This window comes from Geminocystis sp., from assembly GCF_041753295.1.
Taxonomy (GTDB): Bacteria; Cyanobacteriota; Cyanobacteriia; order Cyanobacteriales; family Cyanobacteriaceae; genus Geminocystis.
This window is the reverse complement of sequence record NZ_JBGSUU010000124.1, coordinates 1-3,350: the sequence shown is the minus strand read 5'-3', so window position 1 is coordinate 3,350 and position 3,350 is coordinate 1. Positions and strand designations below refer to the sequence as shown.

Annotated in this window: 5 protein-coding genes; all 5 read right to left on the bottom strand. The window is 28.1% G+C overall.

Annotation, left to right across the window (positions count from 1 at the left end; translation table 11 throughout):
• Positions 1-193: 193 nt before the first annotated feature.
• On the bottom strand, positions 194-469 hold the full coding sequence (gene cas2 / locus ACEW8E_RS15545; protein ID WP_373481268.1) for a CRISPR-associated endonuclease Cas2: 276 nt from the start codon (positions 467-469) through the stop codon (positions 194-196).
• An 11-nt stretch (positions 470-480) separates the two neighbouring features.
• Positions 481-1,488, bottom strand: a complete 1,008-nt coding sequence (cas1d, locus tag ACEW8E_RS15540; protein ID WP_373481267.1) for a type I-D CRISPR-associated endonuclease Cas1d — start codon at positions 1,486-1,488, stop codon at positions 481-483.
• Positions 1,489-1,534: 46 nt separating this feature from the next.
• Positions 1,535-1,903, bottom strand: coding sequence for a four helix bundle protein (locus ACEW8E_RS15535; protein WP_373481266.1), 369 nt, complete (start codon positions 1,901-1,903; stop codon positions 1,535-1,537).
• 38 nt (positions 1,904-1,941) lie between these two features.
• Positions 1,942-2,532, bottom strand: a complete 591-nt coding sequence (gene cas4, locus ACEW8E_RS15530) for a CRISPR-associated protein Cas4 (RefSeq protein WP_373481265.1) — start codon at positions 2,530-2,532, stop codon at positions 1,942-1,944.
• Between the two features lie 2 nt (positions 2,533-2,534).
• Positions 2,535-3,350: CRISPR-associated endoribonuclease Cas6 (cas6, locus tag ACEW8E_RS15525; RefSeq protein ID WP_373481264.1), on the bottom strand; the 816-nt coding region annotated here is incomplete at its 5' end.

Here is a 3,350-nt window from a genome sequence, read left to right as displayed (position 1 = left end):
AAGGTACGATTGCGTAAGTATATTAATTATTATACATAAAGTTCGATTGAAATGTCTAGTAAAATAGCTGAAATTTGTATATAGTAAGAAGCGTAAGGCAATAGAAAAAAGCAACTGCTCAAAGATAATCAACATAAGGTTTAATGGTAAATTTTCTAAAAAAGAATTTTTTACATCCTACCCCTTACGCAACTTAGATAAAGAAAATAGTATTATCTCTAGGTAATTCACCGCCAATACGTTCTATTTTACCCTGACAACATTTACACATAAAATAAAAACGAATATTATCATTATCATCTTTTTTAATTAATTTACTGAGACGAAGACGTAATTTAGCATAGTTTGTTTCGGTTAATTCACACTCAAAAATACTATATTGTACCCATTCGCCATAGGATTTTAAAATCTGATGAATTTTAGTACGTCTTTTATTATCTTTGATGTCATAGCTAATAATTATATACATAGAAATAAAGATTATTTTTTGATAATTAAAGGAGGATATTGATTAGTTTCTTCCATCATATATTTAGCTAATAAACGGGTTTGAATTTCAAAGGCTTCTTGATAAGTACATTGTTTATTTAACACTGGATGTTTAAATTTAGATTGTTTTTTTTCTTCATATAATCGTAAAAATATTTTTAAACTTTCTTTAGTTAAAGAAACTGCATTACTAAGAGGTTCAGTGATAAAATCATTAGGGGTTAATTTCTTATTATTAATCACATTTAACACCACTGCATCAGCAACTAATGGTCTAAATTCTTCCATTAAATCTAATGCTAAAGCAGGTCTGCCATAATGAGGTACATGGAGATAACCTAAATAAGGATCAAAACCTACAATATTAACTGCACTTTGAACATCATGTCTTAGTAAAGCGTAGCTTAAACTTAATAAAGAGTTTACAGGATCAGTTGGAGGACGACGGTTTCGAGTTATAAATTCAAAGTTATTATTCTTAATTAACAAGTTAAAACAACTAAAGTAAATAGCACTTCCAGCCCCTTCTAAACCTCTTAAAGAATCAATATTATTTTTTTGTTCTAAACTATCAATAATACTTTCAATTTGCGTAATACTTTTTTCTAGTTTTTCTTGATTATCTTGTCTATTTCTCAGTTGAATTAAATTACGATAATTTTTTAATTTTCCTCTAATAAAACCTCTGACAATATGAATAGTTTTTGCTGAATTTTCAGTAATTGACCATTGAGCTTTTCTGACAAATATATTTTTAGTTAATTCTGGTTCTAATCTGCCTAAATATTTTCCTGTACTCGTTAAAAAACTCAAGGGAATTTTACGAGTTAAAAGTTCATTGACTAGGGCGGGAGAAAAATTAGCTCTACCTAAAATGACTAATCCATCTACTTTAATAAAAGGCACATCCAATAATTGTTTTTTATCGGCTTTAACATGGATTCTTTCGTCAGTTTTACCAATAAAAGCATCGTCTTGAGTAATATATATAGTTCCCATTTTTTTAGTGTATAGTTGATAATGAATAGTTAATAATTAATAATGCTTAGCTCGTATCTTTGTGATTATTTTTTGTGTTGGTGTTTTTTACTATTGAGCATAAAATTTTACTAATTTCCACTGCGTCTTGATTAATGCTCTGATAACTTTTTATATCAATAAAATCTGAATCTTTTAGTAAAGAAAGCCAGTATTGTGTTTCAAGGGATTCTTTGTAAGCAATTGACATTTTATTTCTGAAATCTGCTTTAGAAATTGCTCCATTTGCTTCTGCTATATTTGCTCCAATTGATGTGCCACTTCTTAACAATTGTTTTGACAAAATAAACTCTTTTTTTTCTTCAATTAAATATCTATATGCTTTAATTATTCTTAAAGAAAAGTTATATGCTTTTTTATAAATAATACTGTCCATGTTAGGTATAATTTGAAAAAATAACTATTAACTATTCACTATTCACTTTCTCGGTAGCGATTAACTTTATCGTTAGCCATTGGTAAACAAGCAGAATAAAGACTACAACCTTTACACTTTGTGCTATAAACTGCTTTTGGTATTTTTTTTGTTTGATTTATTTCTTGAATGGCTTTAATGGTTGTGAATGCACTTTGTCTTAAATTAGAATTAATCTTTACCTCTTGTCGTTGATGAGTTTGACCATAATAAACATAACCAATATCTATCGTAGTTTGAGTCATTTCTTCGAGACAGAGAGCTTGAGCGACAACTTGTAATTCATCATTAGCCCATTCTCCTTTTTTACCTCGCTTGTATTCTATGGGATAAAAATGCCCATTTTCTGCTTCAATTAAATCTGCTTTACCGATTAAATTATATTGTTCAGATTTAAGATAAATAGCTCTAATTTGCCATATTTCTCCTAAGTTTAAATCTCCCATAGTATGGACTCTTTCATGTAAAGTTGTACCGTCGATTGTGTATTGATTATCTTCAAATTCAGAGGCACAAAATATCCGCCAATAACGATGAGGACAATAAGAATAATGATTTAGTGCTGCAATAGGAATAAAGTCAATATCCATAATTAATTATTTTGCTGTACATAGCGTTTAATAATGCCAAATCCCATAGTTGTTTTTCTGCCTAATCCACAATAAAAACTATAATCGGCTAAGACATTAATGTTTTTAATTATCTGTAAATCTATATCTCCTAAAAGTTTATAATTAATATTGCCGATACATCCAATAAATTTAGTTTTAGAATCAATTACAATCTCTGTTTTTATATTAAAATAAGCAGGAAATAAATAATCAAAACTAGATAAATTTAGAGGAATATTACTATATTTTTGCCAACGTTTTAATAAACTAGAAAAAATTAAATTGGCAGTAGGTAGAGAAATATCATATTTTCCCTGACGAAAAGCAGTAGGTGTAACAATCTTAAAATTAAAATTACGCTCAACATTAGAGGCTTCTTCATATATTTGTTGATAATTATATGCACCAGCCCAAGGATGACTATTAGGACTTGCTAAAACACTGGTAATAAGTAATTCTCCACTGCCTAAATGATAAGGTTTTTGTGGATTAAGATTAATCCATAATTTTGTTAATTGACTAAATAAAGTATCATCTAATAATGTTATTCGCCACCAACAATTAGAACCTTTTTTAATATTTTTTTCCTGTTGCCATTGTAAAAAATTAGAAGATTTTTGACTATTAATAACTTGTAAAGGAGAAACAGTAAAACTTTTATTTTGTTCGGACTTATGGAAATATTCAGCTAATTGTTGATCAACCGAATTAACTAAGGTTAAAAATAAAGCGTGTAAGTGTTTTCCTGATGTATAACCAATGGGTATATCGGAAATAGATGTAAAATTTATGACTAA